The organism is Azospirillum thermophilum (genome assembly GCF_003130795.1).
Taxonomy (GTDB): Bacteria; Pseudomonadota; Alphaproteobacteria; order Azospirillales; family Azospirillaceae; genus Azospirillum; species Azospirillum thermophilum.
On the sequence record NZ_CP029356.1, the window covers coordinates 548,448 to 562,083 of the forward strand.

Consider the following 13,636-nt stretch of genomic DNA (forward strand, 5'->3'; position numbering starts at 1 on the left):
CAACCCTTCGGACCATAAGCATTCGGCGCGGCGGCCTTCGCCTGCCGCCCGACGCCGAACCGGGCCGACCGGCCGTTCGACCGACGCGGAGGCTGCCCGCCCATGATCCGGAGCCATATGGACCCCGAGCTCGCCCGTCAGGTTCGGGAGGCCGCCATCCTGATCGTGGACGACAACGCCTCCAACGTCGAACTGCTGCGGGAGATCCTGACCCATGACGGTTACGAACGGGTCCGGGGGGAGACCGATCCGCGGCTGGTCCCCGACCTGTGCCGGGCCGAGCCGTTCGACCTCCTGTTGATCGACATCCGCATGCCGCACATGAGCGGGTTCGAGCTGATGGAGCGGCTGAAGCCGGTCTTCGGCGGCGATCACGTGCCGGTCCTGGTGCTGACGGCGCAGACCGACCAGGAGACGCGGCGGCGCTCGCTGGAATCGGGAGCGGTCGATTTCCTGACCAAGCCCTTCGTGGCGTGGGAGCTGCTGCACCGCGTGCGCAACATGGTGGAGATCCGCATGCTCCACCGCCGGACGGCCGAGCAGAACCGCGACCTGGAGCGCCGGGTGCAGGAGCGCACGGTGGAGCTGACGCAGGCGCTGGCCTCGGCCCAGCAGGCCGACCGGGCGAAGCTGGACTTCCTGGCGGTGATGAGCCACGAGCTGCGCACGCCGCTGAACTCCATCATCGGCTTCGCCGACGTGCTGGCCTCGGAGTCGCTGGGCAGGCTCGGCCATCCCGACTACATGGAATACGTCAAGCTGATCGAGGAGAGCGGCAAGGCGCTGCTCGCCATGGTCAACAACATCCTGGACTACACCCGCGGTTCCTCCGGCGCGATCGAGCTGGTGGAGTCGGAGGTGAACCTGCCGCACCTGCTGCAGACCTCCGCCGACATGCTGTCCCACAAGGTGCGGGCGAAGCGGCTGGCCGTGGAGATCGCCGAGAGCGAGCCGTTCCGCATCCGGGCGGACCACAGGCGCCTGCGCGAGATGATCCTGAACGTGCTGGACAACGCGGTGAAGTTCACCCCCTCCGGCGGGCGGGTCGCCGCCCGGGTCGAACGACGGCCGGACGGCATAGCGGTGGTGGTCAGCGACAACGGCCCGGGCATCCCGCCGGCGCAGATGGAGCGGATCTTCAATCCCTTCAACATGGCGGAGCGCACGCTGGTGCGCCACCACGAGGGCATCGGGCTCGGCCTGCCGATCGTGCGCCGCTTTGCCGAACTGCATGGCGGCAGCGTTGTTCTGGACAGCGAACCCGGCCGCGGCACCACCGTGACCATCCTGCTTCCGGTGGCCCGGCTGGTTTGAGGCCGCCGCCGGCCGGCGGGAACTGGCGTCAGTGGAAGGTGAAGGTCTCCGGCCGGGAGCCGAGGCGGGCGACGAGGCCGCCGCCGGTGGGGATCGGCGTCCAGGCGTCGCGCTGGGCGTCCACCGGCTCCGACACCACGATCAGCCCGCTGTCGCCGAGGCGCCAGTAGAGGCTGGGCGGCTTGCCGTCCGACGCCCAGCGCACCGCCCACACCCGTTCGCCGTCGGTCCAGGTGGCGGTGAAGCGCAGGGGCGCCGTGGCGCCGGTCGCCTCCATCTCCCGTTCGATCTGTGCCAGGACGCTGCGGAAGGCGCGGACCGAATCCTGCTCCATTCCCTGGCCCAGCGCGGCAAGGAAGATCGCCTCGCTGTCGGTGGTGCCGGTGCGGGCGGGATAGAGCTCGTCGGGGATCATCGCCTCGATCCGGCGGCGCAGCCGCGTCCAGTCGCCGACCTGGCCGTTGTGCATGAAGAGGAAGCGCCCGGCCTTGAAGGGATGGCAGTTGGCCCGGCTGACCGCCGTGCCCGTCGCCGCCCGCACATGGGCGAAGAACAGGTGCGAGCGGACATGGCTGCAGATCGACAGCAGGTTCTCGTCCGACCAGGCGGGGCGGATCTCGCAATAGCGCCCCGGCTCGGTCCGCTCGCTGTACCAGCCGACGCCGAAACCGTCGCCGTTGGTTTCGGTCTTGGCCTCCGACGCGTGCATCGACTGCTCGATCAGCGAATGGCAGGGCGTGCAGACCAGGGTTTCGAGGTAGACGGGCTCACCGCAATACGCAAGGAAGCGACACATTGCCTGTCGGTCGATGGGGCAGGGAGGCTGCCAGTGTGGCGGCGCAACGTCCGGCGGTGAAGGGGGAATTTCATGAATTCGTCATCATGATCCGCCCGTCGCCGTCACTCCTCCTCCGCAAGCTGCGCGTCGTAGAGGGCGCGGGAGGCCCGGATGGCGCCGTGATTCTCGTCGGCCCACTGGACGAGATGACGGATCGGCCCCATCAGCGACGCGCCCAGCGGGGTCAGCCGGTACTCGACGCTCGGCGGCTGGGTGGGGAAGACGTGGCGGCTGATCAGGCCGTTGCGCTGCAGGTCGCGCAGCGTCTGGGTGAGCATCCGCTGCGAGATGTCCGGCACGGCGCGGCGCAGCTCGCCGAAGCGGTGGGGCCGGTCGGACAGGGTGATCAGCAGCAGAGTGCTCCACTTGTCGCCGATCTGGTCGAGCACGTCGCGCACCGGGCAGGCGGCGAGCCCGCAATCCTGCTGTTTCCACTCCCGCATCTTCCGCGACAGGTCGGGGGAGGGCGTTCCGCTTGCGCTGCCGTCCATGCTGCCGGTTCCCTTCAGGTGACCATCTCCCAAAAACATGCCTTCTTTACCGCGCGCTGTCGATCTCTATCGTAAAGCAACTCTCATTCAGAGACCTGCTTTCACGAAAAGGAACCCAAGCGATGTCGACCCCGAGCTTCCCGACCCTGCTGGTCACCGGCGCCTCCGGCCATCTCGGCCAGCGGGTGCTGCATCATCTGCTGGAGACGCTGAAGGTTCCGGCGGAGCGGATCGTCGCCACCACGCGCAACCCCGACAGGCTGGCCTCCCTGGCGGCCCGCGGCGTGACGGTGCGGGCCGCCGATTTCGACGACCGGGCCTCGCTCGCCGCGGCCTTCCGGGGTGTCGACCGGCTGTTGCTGATCAGCACCGATGTGCTCGACCGGCCGGGCCATCGGCTGGCGCAGCACAAGGCGGCGGTGGAGGCCGCGGCGCAGGCCGGGGTCGGCCATGTCGTCTACACCTCCATGCCCGGCCCGCAGACCTCCGCCGTGCTGTTCGCGCCGGACCATGCGGGGACCGAGGCGGCGCTGGCTGCCAGCGGTCTGCCGGGCTGGACCGTGCTGCGCAACCACTGGTACTTCGAGAACATCTTCCACGCCTTGCCGTCGATCCTCGCCACCGGGCAGTGGTACGCCGCGACCGGCAACGGGGGGCTCGCCCACATCGCGCGGGACGATCTGGCGCTGGCCGCCGCGACGGCGCTCGCCGGCAAGACCGAGGGCAAGACGGTCCTGACGTTGAGCGGCGCCCGCGCCTACACCACCGCGGAACTGGCGGACCTGATCGGCCAGACCGCCGGAAGGCCGATCCAGGTGATCCAGGTGCCGGTCGAGGGGCTGGTTCAGGGCATGCTGGGCGCCGGCCTGCCGGAACCGGTGGCGCGCGTCTTCGCCTCCTTCGACGAGAACACCGCCAAGGGCGGCTTCGGCGAGGTGACGGGTGACTTCAAGGCGCTGACCGGGCGCGACCCGCAGCCCTTCGAGGCGTGGCTGGAGGCGCACAGGATCGAGATCGCCAGCCTCGCCAAGTGACGGTCAGCCGCCCGACAGAGCGACGAGCGCGAGGGCGACGGCAGCGGGGAACGCCTGGATGACCAGGATTTTCCGGGATGCCGTCGCCGCTCCGAAGAGGCCGGCGGCGAGGACGCAGAGCAGGAAGAACAGCTTGACCTGCGTCCCCGCGGCGCCCAGCGACAGGCCCCAGAGCAGGCCGGCGGCCAGGAAGCCGTTGTACAGCCCCTGGTTGGCCGCGAGGACCCGCGTCTGACGCGCGAAGTCCGGGGTCAGCCCGAAGGCGCGCCGACCCGCGGGGCTGGTCCAGAGAAACATCTCCAGGACCAGAATATACAAGTGCAGCAGAGCGATCAGGGCGACCGCCCCGTCGGCGATGATCGGCATGAGGTCCTCCCCGTCGCGGCCCCGTCCGTTGGCCGGGCGGTTGTCCGTTGATCATACAGTATGCGTCAACAAACGTACCTATGGGGAAGGTCGCCGGCAAGCCCCTGCCTGCGCCGCTCGATCATTTGTCCGGTCAGGTCGGGCGGATGGTGCGGACGAGCAGGTCGAAGTCGCCGAACAGCCGGTTGGCACCGACCGGGCGGGCGCCCGCCCCCTCGCCGGCGACGAGTGCGGGGACGCCGGTCAGGCCGAAGCGGTGCATGAGGCCGGACGCGGCAGTCCGACGGGCCTCGTCGGCGGCGTGCAAGGGGGCATCCGGGGCGGCCAGCCGCCTTGCGGCCTCCACCAGTCCGCAGGCATGCAGCATGTCGCACAGGACCGCGGCGTCGGTGATGTCACGTCCCTCGACATAGCGGACGGCCTGGATGGCGGCGAGCGCCTCCAGTTCACGGCCGGGTTCCGTCACCGCGACGGCGGCGAGGGTGAGGGTCGCCGGGCCGGAGTCGAAGGGCCGGCTGCGGTCGCCCAGCACCCGGTGCCGGTAGTCCTCGGTGAAGGGCTGGCCGGTCAGTCGCTCGATCCGCTGGTCGTTGGCCCAGGCATAGGCGGCGAATGCCTCGTCCATCGGCCGCGCCCCGTCGCCGGAAAACAGGCCGGTCGGGGATGGCACCAGTTCGACGCCCGGCAGGGCGGCCAGACGGCGGACGATGGCGGAGGCGCCGTAGCACCAGCCGCAGAGCGGATCGAAAAGATAGAACAGGCGCAGGCGGTCGGCCATCCGATGATCTCCTCAAGACGAGGCGAAGATAGGACGCCTGTGCCGCCGGCGTAAGAAGGCAGAATCCGGTGCGGTGGTTACCCGGAGGGAACCGCCGGCCGGTGGCCGGGCACCATCCGGTCGCAAGATCAGGGGACATGACCGGCACGTCCCCTGATGCTTGTGCTATTGCGCGTGCCTTACGCCCACTCAGCCCCTTACTCCCACTCGCCCCTTACTCCCACTCGCCCCTTACTCCCACTCGATGGTCCCCGGCGGCTTCGAGGTGATGTCGTAGACGACGCGGTTGACACCGCGCACCTCGTTGACGATGCGGTTGGAGACGCGGGCGAGGAAGTCGTGGGGGAACTGGTACCAGTCCGCGGTCATGCCGTCGGTGGAGGTCACCGCGCGCAGTGCCAGGACATGGTCATAGGTGCGGCCGTCGCCCATCACGCCGACGGTGCGCACCGGCAGCAGGACGGCGAAGGCCTGCCAGATCGCGTCGTAGAGGCCGGCCGCGCGGATCTCCTCCAAGTAGATCGAGTCGGCCTTGCGCAGGATGTCCAGCTTCTCCGGCGTGATCTCGCCGGGGACGCGGATGGCGAGGCCGGGGCCGGGGAAGGGGTGGCGGCGGATGAAGCTCTCCGGCAGGCCGAGCTCGCGGCCGAGCGCCCGCACCTCGTCCTTGAACAGCTCGCGCAACGGCTCCACCAGCTTCAGCTTCATGCGCTCCGGCAGGCCGCCGACATTGTGGTGCGACTTGATGGTGACCGAGGGACCGCCGGTGAAGGACACGCTCTCGATCACGTCGGGGTAGAGGGTGCCCTGGGCGAGGAACTGGGCGCCGCCGACCTTGGCGCTCTCCTCGTCGAAGACGTCGATGAAGAGGCCGCCGATGATCTTGCGCTTCTTCTCGGGATCGGTGACGCCGGCCAGCTTGCCGAGGAACAGCTCCGACGCGTTCCGGTGGACCAGCGGGATGTTGTAGTGGTCGCGGAACAGCGTCACCACCTCCTCCGCCTCGCCGGCGCGCATCAGGCCGGTGTCGACGAAGATGCAGGTGAGCTGGTCGCCGATCGCCTCATGGATCAGCACGGCGGCGACCGAGCTGTCGACGCCGCCGGACAGGCCGCAGATCACCTTGCCCGTGCCGACCTGGGCGCGGATCTTCTCGATCGCCTGCTGCTTGAACGCCGCCATCGTCCAGTCGCCCTTCAGCCCGGCGACGCGGTGGACGAAATTGGCGAGGAGCTGGGCGCCGTGCGGGGTGTGCACCACCTCCGGATGGAACTGCACGCCGTAGAACTGGCGGGAATCGTCGGCGATCACGGCGAAGGGCGCGCCCTCGCTGACCGCCACCGCGCGGAAGCCCTCGGGCAGGGCGGTGACGCGGTCGCCGTGGCTCATCCACACCTGCTCGCGGGCGCCGAGGTCCCACAGCCCGTCGAACAGGGCGCAGGGCTCCTTCACCTCGATGAAGGCGCGGCCGAATTCGCGGTGGTCGGAGCCGGAGACGGCGCCGCCGAGCTGCTGGCACATGGTCTGCTGGCCGTAGCAGATGCCGAGCACCGGCACGCCCATGCCGAAGACCGATTCCGGCGCGCGCGGGCTGTTCTCTTCCGTGACGGAGGCCGGGCTGCCCGACAGGATGATGGCCTTGGGGGCGTAATCGCGGATCCGCTCGTCGCTCATGCTGAAGGGATGGATCTCGCAATAGACGCCGGCCTCGCGGATGCGGCGGGCGATGAGCTGCGTGACCTGCGACCCGAAGTCGAGAATGAGGATGCGGTCGGCGGAAGAAACGGAGGAAGACATGGCGGACCCTGCTGCGGGACGATCAAGGCCCTTGACTACCCCACCTCCGGCCCCGCGGACAAGCGTGCAAGCGGAGCCAGGTCGCGCCAGCCGTAGCCGATCTCGATGAGCTGCCGCCCGGCGAAGCGGATCGGACGCTCCGCCATCCGGGTTCCGCCCAGCCGTTCGTAGAACCAGCGGGCCGGGTTGTCGCGCAGGCACCAGACCGCTGCGGACCGTGTTCCGGCCTCCAGCAGCCGTTCGGCCATCGCCCCCAGCAGCCGCCGGCCGATCCCCCGGCCCTGCGCCTCGTCCAGCAGGTAGAGCGCATAGAATTCGCCGGCCAGATCGGCGACCGGGACGCGGTGCGCGCCATAGCTGGCGAAGCCGACCACCTCCGCCCCCATGGTGGCGACCAGCGCGCCGCGGCCGGGACCGCGGCTGCGGACGATCGCCTCCCAGCGGGCGGCGGCGGCGGACTCGGACAGGCCGACAAGGAAGGCGGCTGGGATCAGGCCTGGGTAGGTGGTCCGCCAGCTCCGCACATGGACGCGGGCGATGGCCGGGGCATCGCCGGGGCGGGCATCGCGGATCGTCACGCTGCTGTCCGTCATCGACCGTCTCCCGTCCGGATGGCTGGCGCCGCAACGGCGTCCATAGGGAAGAGTTTGGGAGGTGCGGACGGGAAGTCCAGTCGCAAAGGCGGCATCGCCGCGGGCGGACCGGGGAAAAAGTCCCACCGGGTTGTGCGCCGCCGCGATTGGGCGTACACAGCCACGTCATGCCCGGGCTGGCCCGGAGTCCGTCACCGGTTGCAAGGAAGGCCGCCGCAAGGCCGACGCCATGTATTCATCCCCCACGCTGTCCCGCTACATCGGCCGCCAGTTCGTCACTTGGTTCGTCCTGCTGCTGCTGATCCTGCTGTCGATCGTGCTGGTGCTCGACACGGTGGAGCTGCTGCGGCGGGCCGGCACGAAGCCGAACGTGACCTTCGGCCTGATCGTCGAGATGGCCTTCCTGAAGCTGCCGGAGATCGGGCAGCAGATGTTCCCGTTCGTCATCCTGTTCGCCGGCATGTTCACCTTCTGGCGGCTGACCCGCAGCGCCGAGCTGGTGGTGGCGCGCGCGGTCGGGGTGTCGGCCTGGCAGTTCCTGACGCCGGTGCTGATCGCCGCGGCGTTGATCGGCGTGGTGAAGGTGACGCTGATCAATCCTGTGGGCGCGGTCTTCATCGCCAAGTACGACCAGCTTCAGGACCGTTATCTGAAGCTGAAGTCCAGTTCCATGGCGATCTCGCGGTCGGGCCTGTGGCTGCGCCAGACCAACGAGAAGCAGCAGTTCTTCATCCACGCCGACCTGGTGGACCCGCTGACCTTCCGGCTGGCGCAGGTCATCGTGTTCGAGTTCGACCCCGACCAGCGCTACCTCGGCCGCGTCGACGCGCCGGGCGCCGTGCTGAGCGAGAAGAAGTGGGTGCTGCAGAACGCCGTGCTGAACCGGCCGGGCAAGGATCCCGAGGCGCTGCCGACCTTCACCATTCCGACCGAGCTGGACATGGCGACGATCGAGGAGAGCTTCTCCCCGCCGGAGACCATCTCCTTCTGGGAGTTGCCGCGCTTCATCCAGACGCTGGAGACCACCGGATTCCCGGCGATCCGCCACCGGCTGCACTACCAGTCGCTGCTGGCCCAGCCGCTGCTGTTCGTCGCCATGGTGCTGTTCGCCGCCGCCTTCTCGCTGCGCCTGCCCCGGCGTGGCGGCACGATGGCGATGGTGACCGGCGGCGTGCTGACCGGTTTCGTGCTGTTCGTCACCACCGACGTCATCCGCACCTTCGGCATGTCGGAGACCATCCCGGTCCTGATGGCGGCCTGGAGCCCGGCAGGCATCAGCCTGCTGCTGGGCACCGCCGCCCTGCTGCACCTGGAGGACGGCTGAGACGATGGCCGGAAGGACGGAACGGCGTGCCGCGCTGTCCCCGCAGGGCCGCGATGACAATCGCCGCCACAATTCGGCCGCGGGGGCGTGACATAGGATTCCGTTTACACGGGCACCGACCCCGCCTTATGTAACGGCGATTTCTTCTGGGAGCTGGAGCACCATGTCGAGTTTGCGAGCCGTCCGGTCCGCCTTTGCCGTGGCGACCGCCTGCGCCGTCCTTGCCCTGCCGGCAGCGGCACAGACGTCCAAGGTCCCCGGCGGAGCGGCGTCGAAGGCTCAGTCCGGCGCAGCGCCGGGCGGCGTGCCGGCGGCCGGGATCGCCGCCGTGGTGAACGACGAGGTGATCTCCGTCTCCGACGTCAACGCCCGCATCCGGCTGGCGCTGGTCAGCAACGGTGCCGCGGAGAATCCGGAGACGCGCCAGCGCCTCGCCCCGCAGGTCCTGCGCCAGCTCATCGACGAGCGGCTGCAGCTCCAGGAGGCCAAGCGCAACGGCGTCACCGTCTCGCAGGCCGACATCGACGAGGCGATCAAGCGCATCGGCGAGCAGAACCGGATGAGCCGCCAACAGGTCGAGGGCATGCTGAAGGCCCAGGGCGTGCCGGTCACCACCCTGCAGGAGCAGGTGCGCGCCCTGCTGGCCTGGCAGCGCGTGATGCAGCGCCGCATGCGCCAGGAGATCGCCATCGGCGAGGACGAGATCGACGCGGCGATGGAACGGGCGAAGGCCAACATCGGCAAGCCCGAGTATCTGGTGGCGGAGATCTTCCTGGCGGTCGACACCCCCGACCAGGATGACGACGTGCGCCGCACCGCCGACCGGCTGGTGGAGGAAATCCGCCGCGGCGGCAACTTCGCGGCGCTCGCCCGCCAGTTCTCGCAGTCGGCCGGTGCGGCGTCGGGCGGCGACCTCGGCTGGGTGCGGTCCGGCGAGCTGTCGAACGAGCTGGACAGGTCGCTCGCCACCATGCGGCCGGGCCAGCTTTCGGCCCCGGTCCGCACGGCGACCGGCTATCACATCCTGCTGGTCCGCGGCCAGCGCGCCTATGGCAGCGGTGGCGGCGAGGAGATGGCCGCTCCGCCCCGCCGCCGCGTCCGCGGCCGGTGGCGCAGCCGAAGCCAGACCTCGCCAAGGCGAAGGTCAACATGAAGCAGATCGTCCTGCCGGCTGCCGAGCCCAACCCCTCCAAGGAGGCGATCAAGGCGCTGAAGGATCAGGCGGAGAAGCTGCGCAAGTCGATCAAGAGCTGCGAGGACTTCGAGGCCAAGGCGAAGGCCACCGGGGTTCCGGAGTCGGGCGACATGGGCACGCTGCGGGTCAAGGATCTGCCGGCCGGCCTGCAGCAGCTCGCCGTCGGCATCCCGCTCGGCCAGCCGAGCCCGGTGCTGATGAGCCCGGCCGCCGCGATCATCCTGATCGTCTGCAAGCGCGACGTGCCGATGATCCAGCCGCCGCCGGAGGCGCAGCCGAAGCCCGAGCCGGTCGCCGCCCCGGCGCCGCCCCCGCCGCCGCCGAAGGAAGCCAAGCTGCCGACGCGCGAGGAGGTGGAGCGCGATCTGGTCAACGAGCGGGCCGACCTGCTGTCGCGCCGCTACCTGCGCGACCTGCGCCGTTCCGCCTTCATCGAGATCCGGAGCTGATGGCGCCCCTGCCGTCCCCGCATGCGGGAAGACTGCCGCCGCTCGTCGTGACGATGGGCGAACCTGCGGGGATCGGCGGGGATATCCTGTTGAAGGCCTGGGCCGCGAGGGCGGCGGCGGGACTTCCTCCCTTCTTCGTCATCGACGATCCGGACCGGCTCGCCGCCCTGGCCGCGCGGATCGGGCTCGACGTTCCGGTGCGGCGGATCGCTTCCGCTGCGGAGGCGGCGCAGCTGTTCGACAAGGCCTTGCCGGTCCTGCCGCAGCCCCTCGCCGCGCCGGTGGTCCCCGGCCGGCCGGACCCGGCCAACGGTGCCGCGGTCATCGCCAGCATCGACCGGGCGGTCGCCCTGGTGCGCGGCGGCGAGGCCGCGGCGGTGGTGACCAACCCCATCCAGAAATCCTCGCTCTATGCCGCCGGATTCCGTCATCCCGGCCATACCGAGTATCTTGCCCATCTCGCCGGGCTGGCGGATGAGCCGGTGATGATGCTGGCGTCGGCCGACCTGCGTGTGGTGCCGGTGACCATTCATGTCTCGCTGCGCGCGGCGACGGAGCAGCTGACCACCGCCGCCATCATCCATGCCGGGCGCGTCACGGCGGCGGCGCTCGTCCGCGATTTCGGGATCGCGCGGCCCCGGCTGGCGGTCGCCGCGCTGAACCCGCATGCCGGCGAAGGCGGGGCGATGGGCCGCGAGGAGATCGACGTCATCGCTCCGGCGGTGGCCGCCCTGCGGGCCGAGGGGCTGGCGGTCGACGGGCCGCGCCCGGCCGACACGCTGTTCCATGTCCGCGCCCGCGCCGGATTCGACGCGGCGCTGTGCATGTACCACGATCAGGCGCTGATCCCGCTGAAGACCATCGACTTCGATACCGGGGTCAACATCACGCTGGGGTTGCCCTTCGTCCGCACCTCTCCCGATCACGGCACCGCGCTCGACATCGCCGGCACCGGGAAAGCCGGCGAGACCAGCCTGGTCGCGGCGATGAAGGCCGCGGCCGGAATGGCATACAATCGTCTGCAATCAAGAGACGATTAGTATGGAAGTAATTCCACTTTTTCACGATTGAGTAAGGATGCTCGCGCATCGTCGGCGCGCGAACGGGCGTGTTCGCATGCGAAGCGGAGCGTGGCGCATGACGACGGTATCGATGGTGGAGCTCCAGCAGCTCCTCAACAAGGTCGGCGGGATCCTGGAGGTCGACGGCAAGGCGGGGCCGGAGACGGAACTCGCCATCCGCGACGCGCGGGAAGCGGCCGGGCTGCCGGCCGGCGGTGTGGACGACGCGCTGGTGGCATGGCTGCAGAAGCAGCCCGATCCGTCGCCGGTCGTGCCGACCGAGGGGGTGGTCTTCATCGCCCGGCAGGAGGTGTCGAGCCGCACCAACTATGACCACGCCTGCGCCAAGCCGACCTGGCCGGGCGGCGAGAGCGGCGTCACCATCGGCATCGGCTACGACCTGCGCTTCCAGGGCGATTTCGAGAGCTGCTGGGCGCCGCGCCTGCCCGCCGCCACCGCGGCGGCCCTGCGCCCCTGGATCGGCAAGCAGGGCTCGGCTGCTGCTGCGGCGTCCCTGTCGCAGTACAGCATCCCGTTCTTCGCCGCCTGGGACGTCTTCACCGCGCTGACCCTGCCTGCCGAGGTGAGGTCGACGGAAGGCGCCTATGGCGACCTGATGCCCCTGCCGCCGCTGTGCCGCGCGGCCCTGGTCAGTCTGGTCTACAACCGCGGCCCCGGCCTGGGCGACCCGGGCGACACCACCGGCCCGCGGTCCGAGATGCGCGCCATCCACGACCTGATCCAGAAGAACGAGCTGGACAAGGTGCCGGCGCAGTTCCTGTCGATGCAGCGGCTCTGGCCCAACGCGGCCGGGCTGCGCGCCCGCCGTGCCGCCGAAGCGCAGATGTGGCAGGACGGGCTGGCCGCCGCCAAGACGGGTGGCTGATCCGAAAAGGAGACGCCCCCGCCTGGCCTGCTGGCCGGGCGGGGGCGTCGTCTTCCGGTCCCCGGGGAGGCCCGGCCGCCTACATGCGGTCGTCCGGGTCGTAGAGGGTCGGGCCGCCCTGGTGGACGTTGTCCTGGCCGGCGTTCATCGGCTCGCGATGGTGATGGACGCGGGCGATGTTGGGGGCGAGGTCCTGCAGTTCGATGAAGTTGTCGGCCTGCCGGCGCAGCTCGTCCGCCACCATCGGCGGCTGCGAGCGGACGGTGCTGATCACGCTGACCCGCACGCCCTTGCGCTGGACTGCCTCCACCAGGCGGCGGAAGTCGCCGTCGCCGGAGAACAGCAGGATGTGGTCGACATGCTCCGCCATCTCCATCACGTCGATGGCGAGCTCGATGTCCATGTTGCCCTTGATCTTGCGGCGACCCGACGCGTCGGTGAACTCCTTGGTCGGCTTGGTCACCATCGTGTAACCGTTATAATCGAGCCAATCCACGAGCGGGCGGATCGGCGAATATTCCTGATCCTCGACCAGCGCGGTGTAGTAGAAGGACCGCACCAGACGCCCTTCGGCGGCGAAACCATCGCGCAGACGCTTATAGTCGATATCGAAGCCCAGCGCCCGCGCCGCGGCATACAGATTGGCGCCGTCGATGAACATGGCCAGCCGCTCTTCCTTGTAAAACAATTTGCTCACATCACGCGGCAAAGTCGTATTGCGATCCAATGTCTAAATCCTTCTACAAGAGCTTCTAGTATGTCATGGCGGTCCGGCTAATTCCGGCCGCCCGTCAGTGAAATTAGTGCCTGTGATACTCTCCGGCAAGAGGACAAGCCGGTAACCGGCAGGACGGGCGGGGTCGCAAGAGTGGTGCCGCCACGGTCAAGGTTGATCGGGCCGCCTGCCTGCAATGCAGTCGTTCGCACTTGCACCCATGGGGTGCTATCCATATAGTCAATGGCCTCCCAGAATCCGGAGTTCGTTTCGCATGGCCCGCGTTACCGTTGAAGATTGCGTCCTGAAGGTTCCGAACCGGTTCGAGCTGGTCATGATGGCTGCCCAGCGCGCCCGCGAGGTGGCGTCCGGCGCCCCGCTTTCCATCGAACGCGACAATGACAAAAACCCGGTCGTCGCCCTGCGCGAGATCGCGGACGAGACCGTGTCGCTCGAATACCTGAAGAACGCTCTGATCAAGGGCCACCAGAAGCATGTCGAGCCCGACGAGCCCGAGGAGGAGATCGTCGAGCTGATGGCCGGCGAGAACGACTGGGCCGCCCGCGGCAACAACTCGCTCGGCGACGACGACGCGATGAGCGACGGCGAGGAACTCGGCGAGGATGACGACATCGCCGGCGACATGGACGCCGAGCCGGGTGCCGCCTTCGGCATGACCGAGGACGACGTCGTCGGCCGCGATGCCGACGGGGACCTCTGACGCTGCCCCTGGACGGCAGGCGGGGGGCACAGGGTTCCCCGCCCGATCCCCGCATGCGGACCGGACCGGCGTCG

Annotated in this window: 15 protein-coding genes; 8 read left to right on the forward strand and 7 right to left on the reverse strand. The window is 69.3% G+C overall.

Annotated elements, in window-relative coordinates; genetic code table 11:
• The first annotated feature begins 102 nt into the window (after positions 1-102).
• Entirely contained in the window at positions 103-1,314 is a 1,212-nt protein-coding gene (locus DEW08_RS23610) for an ATP-binding response regulator (protein ID WP_109331856.1), read from the forward strand.
• 28 nt (positions 1,315-1,342) lie between these two features.
• Here DEW08_RS23610 and DEW08_RS23615 read toward each other — a convergent pair whose 3' ends face one another.
• Both DEW08_RS23615 and DEW08_RS23620 read right to left on the reverse strand, forming a co-directional pair.
• Positions 1,343-2,110, reverse strand: a complete 768-nt coding sequence (locus DEW08_RS23615) for a class II glutamine amidotransferase (RefSeq protein WP_109331857.1) — start codon at positions 2,108-2,110, stop codon at positions 1,343-1,345.
• Positions 2,111-2,214: 104 nt separating this feature from the next.
• Positions 2,215-2,643, reverse strand: a complete 429-nt coding sequence (locus DEW08_RS23620) for a winged helix-turn-helix transcriptional regulator (protein WP_109331860.1) — start codon at positions 2,641-2,643, stop codon at positions 2,215-2,217.
• A gap of 122 nt (positions 2,644-2,765) precedes the next feature.
• Between DEW08_RS23620 and DEW08_RS23625 the strand changes: the two genes are divergently transcribed.
• Positions 2,766-3,677 (forward strand): SDR family oxidoreductase, encoded by a 912-nt coding sequence (locus tag DEW08_RS23625; protein ID WP_109331861.1) that lies wholly within the window; start codon positions 2,766-2,768, stop codon positions 3,675-3,677.
• Positions 3,678-3,680: 3 nt separating this feature from the next.
• Here the strand turns inward: DEW08_RS23625 and DEW08_RS23630 are convergent, their stop codons facing one another.
• From DEW08_RS23630 to DEW08_RS23645, 4 genes are all read right to left on the reverse strand, one after another.
• Complete coding sequence (locus DEW08_RS23630) at positions 3,681-4,043, reverse strand: DUF1304 domain-containing protein (protein WP_109331862.1); 363 nt, start codon at positions 4,041-4,043, stop codon at positions 3,681-3,683.
• Between the two features lie 133 nt (positions 4,044-4,176).
• A complete protein-coding gene (locus tag DEW08_RS23635) occupies positions 4,177-4,821 on the reverse strand; it encodes a DsbA family protein (protein WP_109331863.1) in 645 nt (214 codons plus the stop codon).
• Positions 4,822-5,052: 231 nt separating this feature from the next.
• Positions 5,053-6,618, reverse strand: coding sequence for a glutamine-hydrolyzing GMP synthase (gene guaA, locus DEW08_RS23640; protein WP_109331869.1), 1,566 nt, complete (start codon positions 6,616-6,618; stop codon positions 5,053-5,055).
• 35 nt (positions 6,619-6,653) lie between these two features.
• Positions 6,654-7,211, reverse strand: coding sequence for a GNAT family N-acetyltransferase (locus tag DEW08_RS23645; protein WP_109331870.1), 558 nt, complete (start codon positions 7,209-7,211; stop codon positions 6,654-6,656).
• A 229-nt stretch (positions 7,212-7,440) separates the two neighbouring features.
• Here DEW08_RS23645 and lptG point away from each other — a divergent pair, with 229 nt between their 5' ends.
• The 5 genes from lptG to DEW08_RS23665 all read left to right on the forward strand — a co-directional run bounded on the left by lptG (position 7,441) and on the right by DEW08_RS23665 (position 12,126).
• Positions 7,441-8,535, forward strand: coding sequence for an LPS export ABC transporter permease LptG (gene lptG / locus DEW08_RS23650; RefSeq protein ID WP_109331871.1), 1,095 nt, complete (start codon positions 7,441-7,443; stop codon positions 8,533-8,535).
• A 163-nt stretch (positions 8,536-8,698) separates the two neighbouring features.
• Entirely contained in the window at positions 8,699-9,688 is a 990-nt protein-coding gene (locus DEW08_RS23655) for a peptidylprolyl isomerase (RefSeq protein ID WP_245986947.1), read from the forward strand.
• A complete protein-coding gene (locus tag DEW08_RS32855) occupies positions 9,685-10,179 on the forward strand; it encodes a peptidylprolyl isomerase (protein WP_245986948.1) in 495 nt (164 codons plus the stop codon). The genes DEW08_RS23655 and DEW08_RS32855 overlap by 4 nt, the downstream gene beginning before the upstream one ends.
• On the forward strand, positions 10,179-11,219 hold the full coding sequence (gene pdxA, locus DEW08_RS23660) for a 4-hydroxythreonine-4-phosphate dehydrogenase PdxA (protein WP_109331872.1): 1,041 nt from the start codon (positions 10,179-10,181) through the stop codon (positions 11,217-11,219). Before DEW08_RS32855 ends, pdxA begins: the two co-directional genes overlap by 1 nt.
• A gap of 97 nt (positions 11,220-11,316) precedes the next feature.
• Positions 11,317-12,126, forward strand: coding sequence for a peptidoglycan-binding protein (locus DEW08_RS23665; protein ID WP_168220492.1), 810 nt, complete (start codon positions 11,317-11,319; stop codon positions 12,124-12,126).
• A gap of 79 nt (positions 12,127-12,205) precedes the next feature.
• On the opposite strand, the gene DEW08_RS23670 is transcribed toward DEW08_RS23665, so the two are convergent.
• Entirely contained in the window at positions 12,206-12,787 is a 582-nt protein-coding gene (locus tag DEW08_RS23670) for a LabA-like NYN domain-containing protein (RefSeq protein ID WP_109331874.1), read from the reverse strand.
• 328 nt (positions 12,788-13,115) lie between these two features.
• Between DEW08_RS23670 and rpoZ the strand changes: the two genes are divergently transcribed.
• The gene (gene rpoZ, locus DEW08_RS23675; protein ID WP_109331875.1) at positions 13,116-13,562 is read left to right on the forward strand and encodes a DNA-directed RNA polymerase subunit omega; all 447 of its coding nucleotides are present in this window, start codon (positions 13,116-13,118) and stop codon (positions 13,560-13,562) included.
• Positions 13,563-13,636: the final 74 nt, after the last annotated feature.

Bases quoted from the DNA above. Each gene is read 5' to 3' on its own strand.
- DEW08_RS23610 (WP_109331856.1), top strand. From the start codon at position 103: ATGATCCGGAGCCATATGGACCCCGAGCTCGCCCGTCAGGTTCGGGAG.
- DEW08_RS23615 (WP_109331857.1), bottom strand. From the start codon at position 2,110: ATGTGTCGCTTCCTTGCGTATTGCGGTGAGCCCGTCTACCTCGAAACC.
- DEW08_RS23620 (WP_109331860.1), bottom strand. From the start codon at position 2,643: ATGGACGGCAGCGCAAGCGGAACGCCCTCCCCCGACCTGTCGCGGAAG.
- DEW08_RS23625 (WP_109331861.1), top strand. From the start codon at position 2,766: ATGTCGACCCCGAGCTTCCCGACCCTGCTGGTCACCGGCGCCTCCGGC.
- DEW08_RS23630 (WP_109331862.1), bottom strand. From the start codon at position 4,043: ATGCCGATCATCGCCGACGGGGCGGTCGCCCTGATCGCTCTGCTGCAC.
- DEW08_RS23635 (WP_109331863.1), bottom strand. From the start codon at position 4,821: ATGGCCGACCGCCTGCGCCTGTTCTATCTTTTCGATCCGCTCTGCGGC.
- guaA (WP_109331869.1), bottom strand. From the start codon at position 6,618: ATGTCTTCCTCCGTTTCTTCCGCCGACCGCATCCTCATTCTCGACTTC.
- DEW08_RS23645 (WP_109331870.1), bottom strand. From the start codon at position 7,211: ATGACGGACAGCAGCGTGACGATCCGCGATGCCCGCCCCGGCGATGCC.
- lptG (WP_109331871.1), top strand. From the start codon at position 7,441: ATGTATTCATCCCCCACGCTGTCCCGCTACATCGGCCGCCAGTTCGTC.
- DEW08_RS23655 (WP_245986947.1), top strand. From the start codon at position 8,699: ATGTCGAGTTTGCGAGCCGTCCGGTCCGCCTTTGCCGTGGCGACCGCC.
- DEW08_RS32855 (WP_245986948.1), top strand. From the start codon at position 9,685: ATGAAGCAGATCGTCCTGCCGGCTGCCGAGCCCAACCCCTCCAAGGAG.
- pdxA (WP_109331872.1), top strand. From the start codon at position 10,179: ATGGCGCCCCTGCCGTCCCCGCATGCGGGAAGACTGCCGCCGCTCGTC.
- DEW08_RS23665 (WP_168220492.1), top strand. From the start codon at position 11,317: ATGACGACGGTATCGATGGTGGAGCTCCAGCAGCTCCTCAACAAGGTC.
- DEW08_RS23670 (WP_109331874.1), bottom strand. From the start codon at position 12,787: ATGTTCATCGACGGCGCCAATCTGTATGCCGCGGCGCGGGCGCTGGGC.
- rpoZ (WP_109331875.1), top strand. From the start codon at position 13,116: ATGGCCCGCGTTACCGTTGAAGATTGCGTCCTGAAGGTTCCGAACCGG.